Consider the following 18,918-nt stretch of genomic DNA (forward strand, 5'->3'; position numbering starts at 1 on the left):
CGATGACAATCACCCGCTCTATCCTCATCGTGGCCGTCACTGCCGGCGCCATGATGTCCATCGCCACGCCGGCACGGGCCGGAACCGCGCCGGCCCCATGCGGCCCTGGCTTTGCGGCACCACTCCAGCTCGGCCCTCTCGCCAATGGCAACCCCGACCAGGCCTGGATGGCGCTGCCGGTCGTCCATCTCTGGGGGCTCGACAATGCTGGCATGGTGCAGGAAGACGGCCGGGCGATCCTTCAGGTCCGCTACCCCGAAGGATCGATAAACCCCGGCCGGCGGGATGCACCCAGAGGCGGGCTGGGATTCTTTCTGCCCGTCCCGGGCGCGCATGACGCCCGAGAGATCTGTTTGAGCTATGAGGTCCGCTTTCCCGACAGCTTCGCATTCGCACGCGGCGGGAAACTGCCCGGCCTCTATGGTGGGGATGCGCCACGCGGTGGCGCCACAGACCGTACGGAGGGATTTTCCGCCCGGCTCATGTGGCGCGAGGCTGGGGCCGGCGAACTCTATCTCTATGCACCGGATCAGGCGCAGCCCTATGGCCAGAGCCTGGGGCGCGCGCATTTCCACTTTAGGCCCGGGCATTGGACCCAAGTCGTCGAGCATCTGCGCCCGGGTGTGGATGGCCATCTGCGCCTGCTTATCGACGGTATCGAAATGACCTCGTTCCAGGGCCGGCTGCCCGTGGGCAGCGGCGCCGGACTGATGATGTCGACCTTCTTCGGCGGCAGCAGCCCAGACTGGGCGTCACCGCGCGACCAGTCTGCATCCTTCGCGGATATCACGATCTGGCTTCGGCCCTGACAGCGCGGGGCCGCCCTGCCAGCCAACCCGCTCAGCGCCCGCCGAATTGCATCATCGGTGTTTCAGCGGCCATCAGATCAATGTCGGAGCCCGAAGCCCGACCAAGCTGGCGGTCGGCTTGGCTGGCCACGTCGCCGATATAGGCGACGAACAGCACGAAGGCGATGACAGCGGCAATGTTGTAGACATACGACGTCAGACTGTTCAACACGGCGAGGCCGGTCGATCCTGAGCCAGCGGCCAGCTTCTGCCGGGTCCATTTCTGACGATAGGGATGAAAGCTCATGAACACCTTCACCACCGAGCCGACGAACTGAGTGTAATAGAGCAGCGCCGGGAACCAGGGGTGAAACCGCCCCCCATGCAGGCCGATGACTACACTGTTGAAGCTTCGGGTCAGGACGATCCAGAAGACATAGATCAGCAGAAACACCGGTGCATGGAGAAGGCCGAGGAGGCCCGCAAAGGTGGGGCCGATGAGCGTCGTCCACATCGACAGCCGCTGATCCAGCAGACACATCCACAGAAACCAGCCTGTACGATGTGGTCCCAGAGCCAGGGCGCGGCCATTGGCCCGGATCATGTTGCCATACCAGCGCGACATGAGCGAGAGACTGGCCGGCACGAAACCGCCTGCGGGCAGTTCTTCCAGCGGGTGAGCCACCGCATCCGGAACATAGAGCATGTTCCAACCGCTCCGCAACACCGCATACCAAGTGCTTTTGTCATCGCCGGTGAGCAGCGCAATCCGCCCCAGCCGCCAATGGTGTATCACATCGGAGCGCACGGCGACGATGAAGTCGGGGCGTGTAGCGATCTCCGCACGAAACAGCGACAATCGGCCGGTCAACACCATCACCTTGCGCGACAGCGACACCGAGCACATCAGCACACTGCGCTGTGCCATGCGCAGGCGATACCATTCACGCTGCAACGCGCTGCCCTTCACCAGCGGTACATTTTCAGTGGTCACGGCGCCGACATCAGGGTTCGTCTGTATGATTGATGCGGCCCTGGCAAGACAGCCCTCGCCGAGCAAAGTGTCACCATCCATCAGGATCACCTGTGAACCGGGCTTCGGATGGCGCGCCGCGATCAGTTCAAGGGCATCCGCCATGGCGTGACGCTTGCCCTTGCCCGCCTGGAACACCGGCAGCAGCACCACGCGCGCCGACTCGGCATGACGCCGCACCACGCGGCGCAGCACCTCAATGTCGGCGGGATCGGTTACACCGGCAATGATGGTGGCACCGCTGCCACAGGCTGCAATCTCGTCGATCAGGCGCCCATAGACCGCCGCGTTCATCTGCGCCGACATCCGGAAGCTGGTGACGAGGATATAAAAATAGGGAAGAGGCAGACGAGCGGCATCGGCGGCGGCGCGGATACGGGGAAACACGAAGAATTTGTAGCGGAATGCCCTGACGTAATGCATCGCCGCCCAGGAATACCGCCAGATCCCGATGATGCCGATCGTCGCAATGAACACCGTGGTGCCCGGGGTTAGCACGGCCGTTGGCACGATGCTGGCCAGGAAGATGATCAGCATGATCCAGAACGCGATACCGGCCCACATAGAGAAGCGTGGCGACGTCTCCTCATAGCCAGGCAGCAAAACCTTGAACCGATCCACCGGCCGCTTCATGTCGTTGGCTCACCCGGATTGGCGTCGGAGGTGAACCAGCCGATCCCTGTCAATTTGAACAGAAGATCGCCCGGATGGATCCGCATGGCGACAATCGCCGGCACGCCGCTCACGGGTCTCGGCATCGATGGCGGCAACGTCACTGTGACCAGCGCGAAACGGCTGACAGCCCGCAATTGCTCGGGCAGACCGGTTCTGCCGGTGCTGCGCGGGTTAAAATTGATCCGAGCGATCCGTCCGTCGATCTCTTCGGCCTGATCCGACAGAAGAACGCGCGCCTCACCACCGATACGGAGATAGCGGACCTGATCGATCGGCAGCAGCACATCAACCTCGGTGCCCTGATCGTGGCCATCGCCCAGCCCGTAAACGGCGGTGCCAGCTTCCACATATTCGCCGTCCCTGGCGCCCTGCATCTCGACCACGCAGTCGCATGGGCTGCGGACCACAAACCGCGCCTGTCGGGCACGCAGGGTCGCCTCTTTGGCTGAGAGTTGTTCGCGCCTCTCGGCAAGACTGCGGCGCACATCGCCGGGAGTCTGGCGGGTGGCGCGGGTGTCGCCGAGATAGAGACCGGCACCGGCAAGCTTCAGTTCATCCCGCAACCGCTGGAGGGTTGCCTTTTCGTCGGCCAGAGCAATCTGGGCCTGACGCAAGGCCACCTCTGCCTCGTCGACCTGCACGGCAGCTGCGCGGCCATCTTTCGCAAGGCCGGCCCGGCGATCAAACAGGCGCTGACGAACCGCGACCTCAGACGTCATCAGACGCACACGTGTATCGGCGGCGGCAATGTCGGCCTGCAACTGGCCCACCCAGGAGCCGAAGGCGGCCTCCACGTCAGACAGATGTTCTACCTCAAGCTCGATCTGTTTCTGCGCTGAAACGATCTCCTGTTCCAGCGCCGCAATATCCTGCGGATTGACCGGCGCGCTGATCTCGAAGAGAACGCTGTCGCGCGTAACCGTCTCACCGGTCGTCGCGGTTGCCGCCAGCAGAAAGCCTGCCTGCGGCGCCCGCATCACGATTCGGTCCGACGCCACCGCCGCATATTCGGATTGAACGGTCAGGAAACTCGACAGCAACGAGACGGCACCGAAGGCTGCCACGCCAATCGTCACCACCAGAATCGCCCCAAGCCGCAGCGCGGCCGACACTGCCCGCATCCGTCGGGTTGTTTCGTCGGAGAAACTGATCTCCGGAGGCATCCCGTGCGATGCCAGCCCAGCGACAGTGACAATGTCGCCCGCCAGGTAATTGTCGACGATGTAGGACAGTGCCTCGGCCTGATCCGCCGTCATGTCGACGAACTGAAAGCCACGCCCCTTGCCATCGACGACCCGCACTGCTTTCGCCAGCAGTGTCAGCGTCGCTTCGACATGCGGGAAGATAAAGATGAGGCGGCACTTGAAGACATCACCGGCCTCGCAGTCCGGTGCGGAGGCTTCGAGCCCGAATCCACCCAGGCTCCAATCCGCCACCACATGCCGAACACCGTTGATCTCGACGGTCAGGGGGATATCGATCCGCGGATGGACCCGCTGCCCACTCTTGCTGGTGATCGGCGAAGGGCGAGAGGTTGGGTCGGACGCACTCATGATATCCTCAATATCCTCGGCACTGCTTCAAGGTCGCTCGAATGGGTCATGGTCTGCAACGTCATGTCCCAAGGGTATACGCCCCATAAATGAAAACTTCCATACGATGCGGCATCGGATTGGCAGCCTTAATGACCGTCGGAAAGCTGCACGCAGGACATTACTCGATACTGCCGTCGGGCGTCCCTTGATAGGTCCTCGCGATTGCCCAGGCTCTCGACTGGCCGGTCGCAGTGGAATGCCCCACGCCCACCCTCGTTGACATCATCCTGTCAGCAGGATCGAAAACACTCTTCCCCCCCGCCTGTTCGGAAGATTTTTGCCCGCATGGGCAGGATCTTCGCCGGGTTCATCGCACAACGCATCCGACAGACAGGGTCGGTTCGGGCAGGATGGCGTTGGCGACGATCAACTTCGCGATCGGCATGGCCACCCCGCTCTTCGGCTATTCTCTGTTCGTCGGCGCCGCGATCAGCAGGCTGTCGGTCGAAGAGGTCCGCAAGGCGCTCTGGCTGATGCTGCGGGTCAAGATCCTGGTGCTGGCGCTGATCACCTATGTCCCCTGGGTGGTGCTGGCCCTGCCGCGACTGCTCGGCTGAAACCGGTCCCCGGGGTAGTTCTGCATGCCGGGGAAAACGCGGACACCATTAACCTCAGGTTTTTTTAACGGCCAGAAACTTTCTTGACGCGATCAATCCGCCTGCTACCGTCACCTCCGTGACCGGAAAGACCGCCCCGAGGCGCGGGATCCGGACGACCTGTGGTTCCGGATGAGGTACGGCCATGGCGCATATGGTCTTTGTGGAAACCACCCGCCCCGCCACGCGGGCGATCGATCATGCGCTGGCCATGGGGCACGAGGTGACGCTGATCCGATCCGGGCGCTTCGACTGGTTGTTACCGCCCGCCGAGCATGAGCGGATCCGCGCGCTCGACATCCGCAGGGTGGAGATCGCCGACACGCGCTCCGATGTGCTGATCGAGGCGGCGCTGCGGGATCTGATGGCCGGCGGGCCGGTGGATGCGGTGCTGACCGCCCTGCAGCCGGCCGCCACCCCGGCCGCGATCGCCGCCGGCCGGCTGGGCATCCGGGCGACGGCGGCACGGGGCATGATCAATGCCCGCGACAAGGCGCTGACGCGGGCGGCACTCGACCGCGCGGGGCTACCCTCGGTCGCCCATGCCACCGTCCGCACGCTGGAAGATGCCCTCGACGCCGCGGCGCGCATCGGCTATCCGGTGATCGTGAAGCCGGTGAACGGTCTGGGAAAGGCACTGACCACCTGGGCGAAGACGCCCGACGACATCCACCGCCATTTCGCCACCCTGGCCGGGCGCCGCGAGGTGCTGCAGACCGGTCTTGCCGACGAACTGGCCGATGCCGCCTTCATCGTCGAAGAGATCGCCCGCGGCCCGCTGCATTCGCTGGAACTGGCGGGCCTCGCCTCGGGCGCGAAGGTGCCGCTGATCCTGGTGCGGCGGAAGACCGGCCGTGACGATCCGGTGCTGGAGATGGGCTCCACCGTCCCCGCCCCGCTTTCCGCCGAAGACCGCCGGGCGGCGGGGGATTATGCGGTGGCGGTGGCCGAGGCGCTGGGCCTCGACATCGGCATCTTTCATATCGAGCTGATCATGACCGACAGGGGTCCGCGGCTGGTGGAGGTGAACCCGCGGATTGCCGGCGGCGCCATCCCCGATCTGATCCGCACCGCCACCGGCATCGACCCGTTCGAGCTGCTGGTGCGCGTCCATGCCGGCGAAAGCCCGGTTTCGGACTGGCTGCCCGAGACCTGTGCCGCCAGCCACAGCTTCATCACCATGGCCGAAGACTGCACCGTGCGCGCCGATCTGGCCCCCGACTGGTTCGAAGCCTTCCGGCCGCGCATGGCCTCGGGCGGTTGCGACATCCGCCCGGGGGCCAGCTACCGGCGCATGGATGGCAACCAAGCCGTGTTGGGCGTTGTCCGAATGGTTGCACCAACCATCGGCGAGGCGGCCGCCGCCTGCGAGGCGCTGCGGGCCGAGATCGCCGAAACACTGGGCGTGAAACTGGTGGAGCTGGTGGAATGAGCGGCACCACCCATCCCCTGCCCTCGCGGCTTGCGCTCTTCGCCGACCGGCGGTTCCTGCTGCTCTGGGCGGCGATGCTGGTCAGCGCCACCGGCACCTTCATGCTGCTGCTTGCGGTTTCGGCGGAATTGCTGAAGCGCCACGGCTCGGGGCTGGGTGCCGCCTCGGTCTTCGCCTTTCAGTGGATCCTGCCGGTGGTGGCGGTGTCGCTGGTCCGCCGGCTGGCGGAAAGCCGGCGGCTGCGCCGCACGGTGATCCTGGCCGAAATCGCCGGGGCCGTGATCTCTCTGGCGATCGGCCTGCTGCTGACCGCCGATCTGACCGTGGCGGTGCTCGCCTGCTTCCTGATCCGGGGCCTGGCCGAAGCGGTGACCAAGACCTCGCGGGTGGTGCTGGTCAAGCTGATGTTCCAGGGGCCGGCGCTGACCCTCGCCTCGTCCACCTTCAATCTGTCCTTTTATGTCGGCGGGGCGCTGGGCGGGCTGGCGGGCGCGGTGGCGGTAGAACATCTGCCGCTGATCGGCGTCTGCGCGGTCGACGCCATGACCTTCCTGATCTCGGCCGCCTGCTACCGGGCGCTGCCCGATCTGAGGCCGGCCGAAGACGCAGCCCCCCGCGCGCCCGGCCGGCGCCGGGGCGCGATCGCCGAAGCCCTGACGCTGATGCGCGCCGATCGGCGGCTCTGGCTGGCGGCAGGCTATGTGGTGGCGGCCACCGGCGTGCTGCAGGGGTTCCACAACACCGCCCGGGTGGTGCTGCCCATGCGCCATCTGGGGCTGGATGAAAGCGCGGTGATGCATCTGCAGATCACCAGCGGCCTCGCCATCATCCTGGGGGCGGTGGCGATCCCGGTGCTGGGGGCGCTGGCCCGTCATCGCAGCTTCGCGCCGCTTACCCATCTGGGGGCCTGCGTGATGCTTTGGGCGGTGACGCTGGTCGCCGGCGAGACGGGGCTGCATCTCGGCTATTTCGTCTATATCTTCCTGTTCGAAGCCGCCTTCACCGCCGCCCAGGCCCAGCTGATCCAGGCCACGCCCAGCCGCGACATGGCCACGATGCAGGCGGCGGTGGGGGCGCTGGGCACCAGCCTGCTGATCGGCTGCACGCTGTTGAGCGGCGCGCTCGCCGATCTGATGCCGCTGCCGGTGGTCGCCGCGATCACGGCCGGGATCGGGGTCGTCATCCTGCTGGGTATCGAGGCGGGCAGCCGCCACGGCATCCGCAAGGCGGCCGGTATCTGATGAAGGCCCATATCTGGTGAAGGCCCATATCTGGTGAAGGGACTGCTGCACGACCGCAACTTCCTGCTGATCCAGGCGGCGACGCTGATCAGCGCCACCGGCAGCTTCATGCTGCTGCTGGCGGTTTCGGCCGAGCTGTTGCGGCGGTCGGGATCGGGGCTGGGGGCGGCGTCGGTCTTCGCCTTTCAGTGGATCCTGCCGGTGCTGGCGGTGTCGGCCGTGCGCCGGATTGCCGATCTGCCGGGGCTGCGGCGGGTGCTGATCCTGGCGGAACTGGCCGGCGGCGCGCTGTCGCTCGCCATCGGCCTGCTGCTCACGGCCGATCTGCTGCCTGCCGTGCTCGGCTGTTTCCTGCTGCGCGGCTTCGGCGAGGCGGTGACCCGCACCGGCCGCGTGGTGCTGTTGCGCCGGCTGTTCGACGGCCCGCGTCTCGCCGCGGCCGCGTCCAGCTTCAACATCGCCTTCTATACCGGGGCGACGCTGGGCGGCGTGGCGGGCGGGCTGGTCGTCGGGCGGCTGTCGCTGACCGAAATCTGCGCCGTTAACACCGCAAGCTTCGTGGTGGCGGCGCTGTGCTGGCGGGCACTGCCGGATGCGCGCGCTGCGGCCGATGCCGCCGGAAGAGGTGGCGGCGCCCTGCGTGACGCCCTGCGGATGATGGCCGGCAACCCTGCCCTGCTGCGCCAGGCCGGCTATGTCGTGCTCTCGACCGGCGTGTTCCAGGGCTTCCACAATGCCGCCCGCACCCTGTTGCCCATGCGCGGGCTGGGGCTGGACGACCGGGCGGTGATGCATCTGCAGGTGGCAAGCGGGCTTGCCATCATCCTGGGGGCGGTGCTGGTGCCGCTGCTGGGCGGGCTCTCCCGCCGCCGCTGGCTGACGCCCTGCGCCTCGACGCTTGCCTGCCTGCTGCTGGCGGCCGCCAGCCGCGCCCCCGGGCTCGGTCTGCTGATCGCCGCCTATCTGGCCTTCCTGGTCGCCTTCGAACTGGCATTCACCGCCGCCCAGGCCGGGCTGATCCAGGCCGCGACCACCGGCCAGATGGCGACCATGCAGGCCGCCGCCAATGCCGGCGGCACGGCCCTGGTCATCCTGGTGACGCTGGCGACCGGCGGCCTGGCCGATCTGATGCCGATGGCGGCCGTGGGCCCGGTGATCGGCATTCTGGGGCTGATGCTGATCGCCGGGCTGGAGCTGGCCGCGCGGCGGGCTCAGGCGATGCTGTCGACCACGCCGCCATCCACCCGCAGGGCGGCGCCGGTGGTGGCGGACGACAGCGGCGAGGCCAGATAGACCGCCAGATTGGCGACCTCGTCGACCGAGGCGGCGCGCCGGATGAGCGAGCCCGGCCGGTTGTCGGCCACGAAATTCGCAGCACTGTCTTCGATCACATCCCCGTCCACCGGCCGGCCATCCGCCTCCAGCATGCGCCGGAGCCCGCGGGAGAGGGTCGGGCCGGGCAGAATGGCATTGGCGGTGACGCCGGTGCCGGCCAGCCGCTTGGCAAGCCCCCGCGACAGGGCCAGACAGGCGGTTTTGGTGACGCCGTAATGGATCATGTCGGCGGGGATGTTGAGCGCCGATTCCGAGGACAGGAAGATCACCCGCCCCCAGCCGCGATCGACCATGCCCGGCACCAGCGCCCGCGACAGGCGCATGCCCGACAGGAAGTTGACCGCCAGGATCTGCTGCCAGAGGTCGTCATCGGCCTCGAAGAAATCGGCCGGGCCGAAGAAGCCGACATTGTTGACCAGAATGTCCGGATGCGCGACCGCCCCGGCCAGGGTGTCGCAGCCGGCTTCGGTGCCGAGATCGGCGGCGACACCGCGCACCTCCGCCCCGGGCACGGCCTGCTTCAGCGCCGCCACTGCCTGGTCGACATCCGGCTGGTGCCGGCCGTTCAGCACCACGGACGCCCCCGCCCCGGCCAGGCCGCGGGCGATGGCATGGCCGATGCCGGCTGTGGAACCGGTGACGACGGCCGAGCGGTCGGTGAGATCGATCTTCATCGGGTTTGCCTCCAAACGACTGCGGGATCGTCAGAGGTGCGAACGCCGTGGCAGGCGATGCGTTCCGGCCGGACCGATCAGCGATAGCCGGTGGGATCGGCGGCCAGGCCCGCCTCCTGCACCTCCACCAGATAGCGGAAGCAGTCGGGGCGCGACCCGTCGAGATCGTCGATGCCATAGACCCGGGCCAGTTCGCCGCTGGAGGTCGAGCCGCCGTTCCAGCGCATCCGCCGGGGGTCTGCCGCCAGCGCCGCAATGCCGCGGCCAAGGAAACGGGGGGTTTCCGAGATGCAGAAATGCGGTTCCCGCGCAATCGCCTCGCGCCAGCCGGCCTCGGTCACGCCGTAATGGTCGAGCATCATCTCGGACCGCATCCAGCCCGGCGTCACCGCGACCGAACAGCAGCCATGGGGCTCAAGATCGCGGCCATGGGCCCAGGCCATGCGGATCACCGACATCTTGGCCAGATCGTAGAAGGGCGACAGCCGGTAGCGGCCGGCATTGTAATCGGCGGTGCCGTCGGTCACCTCGACCAGAACCCCGCCGGGCCGGCGGATCATCAGCGGCAGCAGGTGATGGGCGGCGATCAGATGGGTGTCGACCGCGTTGTGCAGCAGCCGCAACCCTCTGTCGAGATCGTGCCCCCAGACCGGGACATTCCATTCGGTCAGCAATTCGCCGCCCCAGACATCGTTGACCAGCAGGTCGAGCCGGCCATGGGCCGCGTCGATCCGGGCGGCCAGCGCGGCCACCGCCGCCGGGTCCAGATGGTCGAGCACGACCGGAATGCCGCAGCCGCCGGCCGCCGTGACCAGGGAAGCCGTTTCCTCGATCGTCTCGGGCCGGTTGTAATCCGAACGGCGGCCGGCGGTGGAGCGGCCGGTGACGTAGACCGTGGCCCCGGCGGCGCCCAGTTCGACCGCGATCCCGCGCCCGGCGCCGCGCGTCGCGCCGGCGACCACGGCAATCCTGTCCGAAAGAGCCGTCATGAACCCTGTCTCCCTGGAGAGGGCGCTTCCATCTGCGCCCCGGATAATTTATAAACGAATATTCATTTATAATGAAAGCCCGAGATCTGCAAGGGGAGGACCACATGGCCCGCCGACGCAGCCTGCCCGACGACCGGATTCTGGAGATCACCCTCGCCCTGATGCACCGGCTGGGGCCGCAGGCGGTCACCTTTGCAGCGGTGGCGGCGGAAACCGGACTGTCCGGCGCCACCCTGGTCCAGCGCTTCGGCAGCAAGCCGGCGATGATCCGGGCCGCGCTCGATCTTGCCTGGACGCGGCTGGAGACCGCCACGGCCGAGGCGATCGCCGCCTGCCCGCCGACGCCGGACGGTGCGGTCGCCCTGCTCGCCGGGCTCTCGCAGAGCTATGGCGACATCGACAGCTATGCCGACGGGCTGATGGTGCTGCGCGAGGATCTGCGCGACCCGGAGCTGCGCGCCCGCGGCACCCGCTGGGGCAACGGCCTGGCCGCGGCGATCGACCGCTGCTTTCCCGGCCAGCCGGGTGCCGGCCGGCTGATGATCACCCAATGGCAGGGCGCGCTGATCTGGTGGGGCTTCGCCCCCGACCGGCCGATCGACCGGGTGGTGGCGGAAAGCCTGGGCAGCCTGGCAGGGCTGCTCGCCGGACGGCCGGTCCCGGCGGAACCGGCCGGCGGCGGCTGAGCGCGCGCGCCAACGCCTCCCCCCTCAACGCCTCGCCACCGCCTCACACGGGGCGGCGTCAGGCGGTGGCGCCCAGATCTTCCGAGATGATCCGGCAGCGTTCGGCCAGCAGCAGGGCGGCCGGGTGGTCGGGGTCGGCGAGCGCGCGGTCGGTGCCGATCAGGGTCAGCACGCATTGCGCCTCGTTCTGCCAGTCGAGCACCGGGCTCGAAGCGGCGGCAAGGCCCGGCACCACCGAACCGTCGACGGTGGCGACCCGGCGGGCGCGGATCTCCTCCACCAGCGCATCGACATCGACCGGCGGCAGATCCCGGCCGGCGGCACGGGTTTCGGTGGCGAGCACCGGCGCGGTGACGCTTTCGGGCAGCCAGGCCAGAAAGGTGCGGCCGGTGGCCGACCGCAGCAGCGGCATCACCGATCCCAGGCTGAGCGCGCCCACGAAGGGCACCCGGCTGCGATGCAGCCGGACGACGACGGCGCCGTGCAGGCTCCAGACCGCCAGATGGGCGGTGAACCCCGAGGCCTCGGCCAGTGCCGGCAGTTCGGCCGCGGCCCGCGCCACCGGATCGAGCCGGCCCATGGCGGCCAGCCCCAGCTGCAAGGCGATCGGCCCCAGATCATAGCGGCCGCCATCGCCATCCTGCACCACCAGCCCGTCGCGGACATAGCTCGCCAGATAGCGATGGGCATTGCTGGCCGAGATGCCGGCCGCCTGGGCGATGGCCTTCAGCGGCAGCGGCCCGCCGGCGCGCATCAGCACCATCAGCACGCGGTTGCCGATCTCCACCGACTGAATGCCGCGCGATCCGGCGGCCGCGCCGATCGCGCCCCCCTCTTCCAGCTCGATCGCTGCCATGGCGGGGTCCTGTCCTCCCAGTGTTTCCGACGCCTTGCGGCAGATCGCCGCCGCGGCGATCGACCGCATGGGCGCCTGCATTGGCGTTTGCTTCTGAGCAATCGTTTTGCTAATAGAGAATACAGAGCCCGAAGACGGGTGACAACATGTCGCACCGACGGCCGGCGATCTTCAGTGTCGCCCCGGCCCAACGGTCGCAAAGCAGAGGCCGGGTCATCAGCGGGTCGCGTGGGAAACGCCGCCGTCCTCCCGGCATGTGCCCATGGAGGAATTCAGATGACCGCTCCCACCGCTTCAGGCCCCACCGCTTCCGGCCTCCCTGAAAGCTACGCCGCCGAACTCGACCGGCTGGACATGGCGCCGCTCTGGACGGTGCTGGCCGATCTGGTGCCCGAACATCCGCGCCCGAAGGCCGTGCCCCATCTCTGGCCCTATGCGACCGCGCGCGAGGTGCTGCTGGAAAGCGGCCGGCTGATTTCGGCCGAAAAGGCCGAGCGCCGGGTGCTGGTGCTGGAAAATCCCGGCCATCGCGGCGAGCACCGCGCCACGGCGTCGATCTATGCCGGCCTGCAGCTGATCCTGCCCGGGGAACGGGCGCCCGAACACCGCCACACCCAGTCGGCGCTGCGCTTCGTGATCGAAAGCGACGGCGCCTATACCACGGTCGAAGGGGCGCGGGTCGACATGGCCCTCTTCGATCTGGTGCTGACGCCGCGCTGGCGCTGGCATGCCCATGGCCATGACGGCCGGCAGCCGGGGGTGTGGCTGGACGGGCTCGACATCCCGATGATCAGCCTGTTCCAGGGCGGTTTTGCCGAGCGGATCGGCGACAACGAGGCCCCCGCCCGCCGCCCGGACGTGTCGCCCGCCATGCATGCCGCGGGGCTGCGGCCGGCGGCCGGCACTGCCGCCGCCGCCCATGGCCTGCTGCATTATCCCTTCGCCAGCTGGCGCCCGGCGCTGGATGCCGCACGTGCCGCAGGCGGCGTGGAGCCCCATGACGGCGTGCGGCTGGAATTCACCGACCCGGCCACCGGCGGCCCGGTGCTGCCGACGCTGTCGGCCTTCGCGCAGCTGGTGCCGGCCGGGACCGCCACCCGGGCCGTGCGCCGCACCGAAAGCGCGATCGTGGTCGGTGTCGAAGGTCGCGGCACGCTGGAAATGAGCCGCGCCGACGGCAGCCGCGTGGCGCTTGCCATCGGCCCGCGCGACGTGGCCGTGATACCCTCCTGGTCCGATCTGTCGATCACCGCCGAAGCCGGCGAGGACCTGGTTCTGTTCAGCCTGTCGGACCGGGCGGCGCAGAGCGCGCTCGGCCTCTATCGCGAGGAACGTGCATGACCACCGCTGCCACCAGCCCGGAGATCACCGCCGGCGGCACCGCCCCCACCGTCGTCGTGCCCGTCGAGGGCGGCGGCGGCTTCGCGGTGCGCCGGGTGTTCTGCGTCGGCCGCAACTATGCCGCCCATGCCCGCGAGATGGGTCGCGACCCGGATCGCGAGCCGCCCTTCTTCTTCACCAAATGGGCCGAAAGCGTGGTGCCCGGCAGCGGCACCATCACCTATCCGCCGCGCACCGCCAATTATCACCACGAGGTCGAACTGGTGGTGGCGATTGCCGAAGGCGGCGCCAACATCCCGCAGGACCGGGCGCTGGATCATGTGTTCGGCTATGCGGTCGGCCTGGACATGACCCGCCGCGACCTGCAGCTGGCCGCCCGCGATCTGGGCCGGCCCTGGGACGAGGGCAAGAATGTCGAGCAGAGCTGCCCGATGGCGGCGCTGGTGCCGGCGGCCCGCATCGGCCACCCCGATCGGGGCCGGATCGTGCTGACGGTGGACGGCGCCGTGCGCCAGGAGGCGGACCTTGCCGACCTGATCTGGAGCGTGCCCGAGATCGTGTCGATCCTGTCGGAGAGCTGGAGCCTTCAGCCCGGCGACCTGATCTTCACCGGTACGCCCGCGGGCGTGGGGGCGGTGGTGCCGGGTGCGGTGATGCATGCCGAGATCGACGGCCTGCCGGCGCTGGACGTGACGGTGGCGGCGGCCGGCTGACGGGCGCCGGAAGAAAGACGGGTGCGGCCGGCGGGGAATGACCGGCCGCCCCTCCATGACATTGGGGAGGAGACGACCATGCGCGGTTTTATCGCGGCGGCCTTCGGGGCCGCCCTCACCCTCGCCGGTCTGGGCGGCGGTGTGGCGCCGGCCGCGGCGCAGGAGACGGTGACGCTGAAGATCAGCCACTATCTGCCGGCCAGCCACGGCTTCCAGGCCGATTTCCTGGGCCCCTGGGCGGAAGAGCTGGAGCGGCGCACCAACGGCAAGGTGAAGGCAGAGATCTATCCCGGCACCAGCAGCTTCGGCAATGCCGCCCGCCAGGCCGATCAGGTCCGCGCCGGGGTGATCGACATCGCGCTTGGTCTGCGCGGCATTCCGCGCGGCCGGTTCGAGCGCAGCTCGGTCTTCGAACTGCCCTTCGTCGTCAGCGAGGCCGGTGCCGGCACCAGGGCGATGTGGGAGATGTACAAATCCGGCGCGCTGGCCGACGACTACAAGGATTACAAGGTTCTGGCGCTGTTCGTGCACAATGGCGGCCTGTTCCACACCACCTCTGTCCCCGTCCATGAACTGTCGGATCTGAAGGGTCTGCGCCTGCGCACGCCGAGCGAGGCGGTGTCGGTGATGCTGCAGTCGCTGGGCGCGAGCGCCGTGGGCCTGCCGCCGAGCGAGATTTACGAGAACCTGCAGAAGGGCACGCTGGACGGGCTGGTCACCACCTGGGACCTGGTCGGCGCCACCCGGCTGAACGAGGTGGTCAAGTACCACACCGACGGCCGGGTCTATACCGCGGCCTTCTACGTGCTGATGAACAAGCGCAAGTATGAGAGCCTGCCCGCCGACGTGAAGCAGGCGATCGACGAGACCACCGGCGATGCGCTGGTCGCGAAGTTCGGCGACTGGTGGGCGAAGTGGGACAAGGCCGGCCGCGAGGACGCGGTCGCGCGCGGCCACGAGATCATCGAGATCGACGAGGCCACCCGCAACCGCTGGCGCGAAGAGCTGACGCCGATGATCAACGCCTATATCGAGCGGCTGCAGAACAACGGCGTCGCCGATGCCCGCGCGCTCTACGACCAGGCCCGCGACCTCACCGCCCGCTACGAGGCCGCGGAATGACCAAAAGCCCTTCGGCATCGCCCCGGCCCGCACGCGGCGGTGCCGTCCGGCTGATCGACGGCCTGATCGAGGCGGCGGCGCTGTTCGGCGTCGCCTGCCTCGGCATCGGGATCGTCGCCACGGTGGCCGATGTTCTCGGCCGCCAGGTTCTCGGCTTTCAGGTGACCGGCACCGTCGACCTCACCCAGCTGGCGGTGGTTACCTGCGCCTTTCTCTCCCTGCCCTTCGGCTTCCGTCGCGGCGCCCATGTCGCGGTCGAACTTCTGGACGACCGGCTGCCGCCCGCGGCCCTGCGTGCGCTGGATCTGCTGGCCGGCATCGCCGGGCTGGCGGTCATGTTCGTGATCGCCTGGCGCGGCTGGGGCGAGCTGGAGCTGGCGCTCGACTATGGTTCGATCTCGCAGGATCTGGGCCTGCCGCTCTGGATCCATCGCGGCCTGGTCGTGGCCGGCGGCGCGCTCGGCGTGCTCGCCTGCCTGATGAACATGGCCGAGGCCCTCGGCCTCTGGTCACGCCCCGCGCCCGCCCCTGCCGGCGCCTCCGTCTCCGTCAACGAGGGCTGAGTTCCCATGGATCTGACGATCGGCGTGCTCGGCTTCGTGGCCGTGCTCGTGCTGGGCATCCTGCGCGTGCCCGTGGCCGTGGCGATGGCCGTGGTCGGCCTGGCCGGCGGTGCGGCTCTGGGCGGGCTCGACGGCATTCTCTATCTGTCGGGCACGCTGCCCTATGACGCGGTCTCGCCCTATGGCCTGTCGGTCGTGCCGCTTTTCGTGATGATGGGCGTGTTCGCCGGCCGTGCCGGGCTGTCGCGGGCGCTTTACGACGTGGCGGATCTTCTGGTCGGCCGCTTCCGCGGCGGCCTCGCCATGGCGACGATCGGCGCCAGCGCCGGCTTCGGTGCGATCTGCGGGTCCAGCCTCGCCACCTGTGCGACCATCGGCAAGGTGGCACTGCCCGAAATGCGCCGCCACGGCTATCCCGACGATCTGGCGGCGGGCGCGGTTGCAGCCGGCGGCACGCTGGGCGTGCTGATCCCGCCCTCGGTGATCATCGTGCTTTATGCGCTGATCACCGAACAGTCGATCGGCGCACTGTTCGCCGCCGCCCTGGTCCCCGGGCTGATCGCCACCCTCTATTACATGATCGCCGCCCGGATCTCGGCCCGCCGGCTGCCGCGGCGGGGCGAGCGCCCGCAGGAAGCCGCGCGTAAACGCGGCGACTATACGGAAGAAGAAGCCGCGCAAAAGCGCGGTGGGGGCCTGCGCCTGCTCGCCATCGCCGATATCGTGGTGCTGTTCGGCCTGGTGATCGGCGGCATCTATGCCGGCCTGTTCTCCCCCACCGAAGCGGCCGCGATCGGTGCCGGCGGTGCCGCCCTGCTCGCCTGGGTGCGCGGCGGGCTGAAGGGCGGCGAGCTGCGCGGCGCGATGGTGGAAACCGCGCTCACCTCGGGCATGATCTTCCTGATCCTGATCGGCGCGGCGCTGTTCAACTATTTCGTCGAGACCTCGGGCCTGCCCCAGGCATTGGTGGGCGCGATCGCGGCCGCCGGCCTCGGCCAGCTGGAAGTCATCCTGCTGCTGGTCGCCTTCTATCTGGTGCTCGGCTGCTTCATGGACAGCATGTCGATGGTGCTGCTGACGGTGCCCGCGGTCTTCCCGCTGATCCAGGCCAGCGGTATCGATCCGATCTGGTTCGGCATCCTGCTGGTGACGGTGGTCGAACTCGGCCTGATCACGCCGCCGATCGGCATGAACCTGTTCGTTCTGAAGGGCATCGATGCCCGGCTCGATCTGGGTGTGGTGATCCGCGGCGTGCTGCCCTTCATCGGCGCCGATGTGGTGCGGGTGGTGACGCTGATCGCCCTGCCCCAGGTCGTGCTGTTCCTGCCCCATCTGCTCGGCTTCTGAGGACCCTGCCCCCCATGACCATCGAACCCGATACCGCCGGAACCGATACCGTCTTCCACGGCTATTTCCGCTCCTCCGCCGCCTATCGCTGCCGGATCGCCTTCAACCTGAAGGGCTTTGCGCCCGCGCAGCGCTTCGTGCATCTGCGCAAGGGCGAACAGAAGAGCGCGGCCTACAAGGCGCTCTCACCCGCAGGGCTGGTGCCGGCGCTGGAAACGCCGCGCGGCGTACTCACCCAGTCGCTCGCGATCATCGAATGGCTGGACGAGACCATGCCCGATCCGGCGCTGCTGCCGGCGGATGCCTGGACGCGTGCCAAGGCCCGCGCCTTCGCCCAGACCATCGCCTGCGACATCCACCCGGTGAACAATCTGCGGATCCTGGGCTATCTCAAGACCCCGCTCGGCCACGACCAGGCGACGGTCGACACCTGGTACCGCCACTGGATCGCCGAGGGCCTGAGTGCCGCGGAAGCCCTGGCGCAGGATGCCGGCGGAGGCGGCCGCTTCCTGTTCGGCGACCGGCCGGGCCTCGCCGAAATCTGCCTGGTGCCCCAGCTCTACAATGCCCGCCGCTTCGCCTGCCCGCTGGAGGCCTATCCGCGGCTGCTGGCGGTGGAAGCGGCCTGCAACGCCCTGCCCGCCTTCGCAGACGCCGCCCCCGATCGCCAGCCGGACGCCGAGGGCTGAAGCGGCAGCCCCTCAACCCCGGGCGCCGGCAGCCTTCGCGAGCATGGCCACGGCGCGGTCGACCTCTGCCTCGGTGGTGAAGCGGCCGAGGCCCAGGCGCAGGGCCGCCGTCACCCGCGCCTCGGCGAGTTTCAGCGCCCGAAGCACGTAGGACGGCTCCACCGCCGCCGAGGAACAGGCCGAACCGGCCGACATGGCGATGTCGGGCAGCGCCCGGATGATCCGGTCGGCCTCGGTGCCGGGGATCGAGAGATTAAGGTTGTGCGGCACGCGCGGCATATGGCCGGGGGCTTCGCTTCCGGTGAAGGCGGCGCCGTTGATTTCGGGCGTGAGCCCGGCGGCGGTCAACCCCGCCAGCAGGCGCAGATGCAGCCGGCCGATGCGCTGCGTTTCTTCCGGCCCTTCCTGACGCGCCAGACGGGCCGCCTCTCCCAGGCCGACGACCAGGGGGGTCGGCAGGGTGCCGGCCCGCAGGCCGCGTTCCTGACGGCCGCCGTCGAACAGCGGCTGGATGCGGTCCTCGATCCCCCGGCGCACGAACAATGCGCCCACGCCCTTGGGGCCGTAGATCTTGTGGCCCGACAGGCTGAGCATGTCGACGGGGGCACGGCGCAGGTCGAGCGGGATGCGCCCTGCCGCCTGGGCGGCGTCGGTATGGACCAGGGCGCCCCGCTCATGGGCGCGGGCGGCGATGTCGGCGACCGGCTGGACGGTGCCGATCTCGTTGTTCACCGCCATCACCGAGACCAGCAGCGTGTCGTCGCGCAGCACCGCCGCGACCGCATCGGCCCGCACGATGCCGTCGGGGCCGGGCGGCACCACCGTCACCTCGAAGCCATGGGCTGCTGCCATGCGCTCGGCCGCCGCCAGCACGCAGCGATGCTCGATCGCGCTCACCACCAGATGGCGGCGCGGATCGCCGGCCGCCACCGCCGCCAGCGCCACGCCCTTGATCGCGAGGTTGTTCGATTCGGTGGCGCCCGAGGTGAAGACGATCTCGCCCTGATCGGCCCCGATCAGGGTCGCGACCTGGCGCCGCGCCTTGACCACCGCGGCATCGGCATCCCAGCCCCAGCGATGGGTGGCGGAATGCGGATTGCCGAACTGGGTGGTGAGATAGGGCATCATCGCCTCAAGCACCCGCGGGTCCATGGGCGTGGTCGCCTGGTTGTCCAGATAGATCGGCGCCGCCGGACAGTCGGTATCGTCGCTCATGCGGCCGGGAGCCTCCATAGCGGTCATC

Annotated in this window: 18 protein-coding genes; 12 read left to right on the top strand and 6 right to left on the bottom strand. The window is 68.6% G+C overall.

Annotated features, from left to right (window positions below):
- The first annotated feature begins 2 nt into the window (after positions 1-2).
- A complete protein-coding gene (locus WI697_RS05400; RefSeq protein ID WP_345957719.1) occupies positions 3-809 on the top strand; it encodes a polysaccharide lyase in 807 nt (268 codons plus the stop codon).
- Between the two features lie 31 nt (positions 810-840).
- Here WI697_RS05400 and WI697_RS05405 read toward each other — a convergent pair whose 3' ends face one another.
- Both WI697_RS05405 and WI697_RS05410 read right to left on the bottom strand, forming a co-directional pair.
- Positions 841-2,454: a glycosyltransferase gene (locus tag WI697_RS05405; protein WP_345957720.1), complete on the bottom strand. Its 1,614-nt coding sequence runs from the start codon at positions 2,452-2,454 to the stop codon at positions 841-843.
- Positions 2,451-4,049 (bottom strand): HlyD family efflux transporter periplasmic adaptor subunit, encoded by a 1,599-nt coding sequence (locus WI697_RS05410; protein WP_345957721.1) that lies wholly within the window; start codon positions 4,047-4,049, stop codon positions 2,451-2,453. The genes WI697_RS05405 and WI697_RS05410 overlap by 4 nt, the downstream gene beginning before the upstream one ends.
- Positions 4,050-4,447: 398 nt before the next feature.
- Here WI697_RS05410 and WI697_RS05415 point away from each other — a divergent pair, with 398 nt between their 5' ends.
- From WI697_RS05415 to WI697_RS05430, 4 genes are all read left to right on the top strand, one after another.
- Positions 4,448-4,648, top strand: a complete 201-nt coding sequence (locus WI697_RS05415; RefSeq protein ID WP_345957722.1) for a TRAP transporter large permease subunit — start codon at positions 4,448-4,450, stop codon at positions 4,646-4,648.
- 184 nt (positions 4,649-4,832) lie between these two features.
- The gene (locus tag WI697_RS05420; protein WP_345957723.1) at positions 4,833-6,119 is read left to right on the top strand and encodes an ATP-grasp domain-containing protein; all 1,287 of its coding nucleotides are present in this window, start codon (positions 4,833-4,835) and stop codon (positions 6,117-6,119) included.
- The gene (locus WI697_RS05425; protein ID WP_345957724.1) at positions 6,116-7,360 is read left to right on the top strand and encodes an MFS transporter; all 1,245 of its coding nucleotides are present in this window, start codon (positions 6,116-6,118) and stop codon (positions 7,358-7,360) included. Before WI697_RS05420 ends, WI697_RS05425 begins: the two co-directional genes overlap by 4 nt.
- Positions 7,361-7,393: 33 nt before the next feature.
- On the top strand, positions 7,394-8,653 hold the full coding sequence (locus tag WI697_RS05430) for an MFS transporter (RefSeq protein ID WP_345957725.1): 1,260 nt from the start codon (positions 7,394-7,396) through the stop codon (positions 8,651-8,653).
- On the opposite strand, the gene WI697_RS05435 is transcribed toward WI697_RS05430, so the two are convergent.
- Positions 8,572-9,369, bottom strand: coding sequence for an SDR family NAD(P)-dependent oxidoreductase (locus tag WI697_RS05435; RefSeq protein WP_345957726.1), 798 nt, complete (start codon positions 9,367-9,369; stop codon positions 8,572-8,574). The two genes, WI697_RS05430 and WI697_RS05435, sit on opposite strands and share 82 nt — an antisense overlap.
- A 77-nt stretch (positions 9,370-9,446) precedes the next feature.
- Entirely contained in the window at positions 9,447-10,358 is a 912-nt protein-coding gene (locus WI697_RS05440; protein WP_345957727.1) for an SDR family oxidoreductase, read from the bottom strand.
- 104 nt (positions 10,359-10,462) lie between these two features.
- Here WI697_RS05440 and WI697_RS05445 point away from each other — a divergent pair, with 104 nt between their 5' ends.
- The gene (locus tag WI697_RS05445) at positions 10,463-11,044 is read left to right on the top strand and encodes a TetR/AcrR family transcriptional regulator (RefSeq protein WP_345957728.1); all 582 of its coding nucleotides are present in this window, start codon (positions 10,463-10,465) and stop codon (positions 11,042-11,044) included.
- Positions 11,045-11,102: 58 nt separating this feature from the next.
- Here WI697_RS05445 and WI697_RS05450 read toward each other — a convergent pair whose 3' ends face one another.
- Entirely contained in the window at positions 11,103-11,981 is an 879-nt protein-coding gene (locus WI697_RS05450) for an IclR family transcriptional regulator (RefSeq protein WP_345957729.1), read from the bottom strand.
- 195 nt (positions 11,982-12,176) lie between these two features.
- On the opposite strand from WI697_RS05450, the gene WI697_RS05455 reads away from it, so the two are divergent.
- From WI697_RS05455 to maiA, 6 genes are all read left to right on the top strand, one after another.
- Positions 12,177-13,241 carry a cupin domain-containing protein gene (locus WI697_RS05455; RefSeq protein WP_345957730.1) on the top strand — a complete coding sequence of 355 codons (1,065 nt, stop codon included), beginning with the start codon at positions 12,177-12,179 and terminating at the stop codon, positions 13,239-13,241.
- Entirely contained in the window at positions 13,238-13,954 is a 717-nt protein-coding gene (locus WI697_RS05460) for a fumarylacetoacetate hydrolase family protein (protein WP_345957731.1), read from the top strand. Before WI697_RS05455 ends, WI697_RS05460 begins: the two co-directional genes overlap by 4 nt.
- A gap of 78 nt (positions 13,955-14,032) precedes the next feature.
- Positions 14,033-15,076 (top strand): TRAP transporter substrate-binding protein, encoded by a 1,044-nt coding sequence (locus tag WI697_RS05465; protein ID WP_062765668.1) that lies wholly within the window; start codon positions 14,033-14,035, stop codon positions 15,074-15,076.
- On the top strand, positions 15,073-15,639 hold the full coding sequence (locus WI697_RS05470) for a TRAP transporter small permease (protein ID WP_014748260.1): 567 nt from the start codon (positions 15,073-15,075) through the stop codon (positions 15,637-15,639). Before WI697_RS05465 ends, WI697_RS05470 begins: the two co-directional genes overlap by 4 nt.
- Positions 15,640-15,645: 6 nt before the next feature.
- Entirely contained in the window at positions 15,646-16,986 is a 1,341-nt protein-coding gene (locus tag WI697_RS05475) for a TRAP transporter large permease (protein WP_345957732.1), read from the top strand.
- Between the two features lie 14 nt (positions 16,987-17,000).
- The gene (gene maiA / locus WI697_RS05480) at positions 17,001-17,675 is read left to right on the top strand and encodes a maleylacetoacetate isomerase (protein WP_345957733.1); all 675 of its coding nucleotides are present in this window, start codon (positions 17,001-17,003) and stop codon (positions 17,673-17,675) included.
- Positions 17,676-17,687: 12 nt separating this feature from the next.
- Here the strand turns inward: maiA and WI697_RS05485 are convergent, their stop codons facing one another.
- A complete protein-coding gene (locus tag WI697_RS05485) occupies positions 17,688-18,890 on the bottom strand; it encodes a cysteine desulfurase family protein (protein ID WP_345957734.1) in 1,203 nt (400 codons plus the stop codon).
- Positions 18,891-18,918 lie beyond the last annotated feature (28 nt).

Source organism: Tistrella mobilis, assembly GCF_039634785.1.
Taxonomy (GTDB): Bacteria; Pseudomonadota; Alphaproteobacteria; order Tistrellales; family Tistrellaceae; genus Tistrella; species Tistrella mobilis.